This is a genomic window from Candidatus Planktophila sp., from assembly GCF_040402315.1.
In the GTDB taxonomy this organism is placed as follows: Bacteria; Actinomycetota; Actinomycetes; order Nanopelagicales; family Nanopelagicaceae; genus Planktophila.
On the sequence record NZ_JBBAMU010000061.1, the window covers coordinates 1 to 1,733 of the forward strand.

At 47.0% G+C, this 1,733-nt stretch carries 1 protein-coding gene; it reads right to left on the reverse strand.

Annotation, left to right across the window (positions count from 1 at the left end; translation table 11 throughout):
- Nucleotides 1-57 precede the first annotated feature (57 nt).
- Entirely contained in the window at nt 58-1,464 is a 1,407-nt protein-coding gene (locus AC9UEP_RS05945) for an aspartate aminotransferase family protein (RefSeq protein ID WP_509545080.1), read from the reverse strand.
- Nucleotides 1,465-1,733 lie beyond the last annotated feature (269 nt).

Genomic DNA, 1,733 nt, shown 5'->3' on the forward strand with positions numbered 1-1,733 from the left:
CCCTTCGCGCGCACAAGTTAAGCCTCGAGTGCCTTTCACACTCGGGGCTTTTCTTCTTTACGCTCTTATAGCCTTGGCAAACTCTCGGAAATCTTCGACAAGTAAATCAATTTCAGTCTGGCCATGTGCCAGCGAAATCAACCATTGCTCATCAAGTCCCGGTGGAGTAATGATTCCGCGGTTGAGGGCAAATAACCAATGTGCCTCAGCGATTCCAAAATCTGTTGCTTTGTAGTCACGATAGTTGCGAACAGGTGTTGTTGACCATGTGACACAGCCCTTGATACCAAAACCAACGGTGTGTGCTGGAAGTTGGTATTCATCAATGATTTCATCGATGCGAGTCAGCGCCTGCAAGTTGAGATCTTCAGCCCGGGCCATTGCTTCATCGGTACAGATGCGATCCATAGCGCGAATGCCAGCCATAGCAAGGGGGTTACCGTTAAAAGTTCCAAAGTGTGCCATTTGGCCGTTGCTAACAAAGTCCATGTACTTCTTCTTGCCACCGAAGGCAGCAAGCGGAAGTCCGCCACCAATTGATTTTGCGAGAGTAATTAGATCTGGCTTTACTCCGAGTCGGGCCGATGCTCCGTGTGCACCCGCTGTCAGACCTGTCTTTACTTCATCAAAGATAAGAACGACATTGTATTGGTCGCAGAGTTCACGAACACGCTCTAGATAACCAGCATCAGGAAGAACAATTGCAATGTTCTCAAGAACAGGCTCAACAATAAAGCAGGCGATTTTCTTCGCATTTTTCTTAAACATCTTCTCAAGGGATTTAATATTGTTAAATGGTACAACATAGATATCACCGGGGACCAAGTTTGGTTCGATATAAGGAGTTGGCTTCTTTGGATTGCCCGCTTTATTTACAGGGGGCTTGGCAGAGACTACAAATGGGTCGTAGCTACCGTGGTAGCCACCCTCAATTTTGAGAATACCCATCCTCTTGGTTGCAGAGCGAGCTACCCGAACTGCGTACATCGTTGATTCAGTTCCTGAATTAGTAAATCGAACTTGGTTGATTCCAAAGCGCTTGCAGATTCGCTCTGCTGCATCAGTTGATGTGGGAGAAGGTGTTACGAAGAGCATTCCCTGGTTGAGAGATGTCTGGATCTCTTCGATTACGACAGGGTTGAGGTGGCCGGCGAGCATCGCCCCAAAACCCATGGAAAGGTCAAGTAATTGGCGACCGTCGACATCGGTCATATATGCGCCCTTGGCAGAGACAATGGAGATTGGGTATGGGTCCCAGTGCTGGAAGCTAGAGGTGACACCTAGGGGCATTGAGTTAAATGCACGCTTACTCTCGGTTTCAGAACCCTTGGTGTTCTTAGTGAAAAGTTCCCACTCGGCTGCCATTACAGCGGCGACCTTTTCAGGTGAGATTGGAGTGAATGTTGTTGGTACGTAACGATGTGTTGTTGCATGTTGTGATTGAATCGCTGCTTGTGTAGTCATTGTAAAGCTGTACGGCAAAAGTCTCTGATTTAGAAACCGTTTGAGAAGTACTCTCCCTTGAGTTTTGCGAATGAACGCATAACTATTATCTATGATGCGGTAAAAACTTGCAACAAATAGGTATTTCAGCGAGTTTTACGCACGAATAATCTGGATTGCATTCAAAATAATAATTCCTACCGCCACAACTATTCCAAGATACTTTGCGGGCAAGCGGCCAACAAGTCGCGCAGCAACCGGAGCTGCAATAACTCCACCAAGTGCTAATC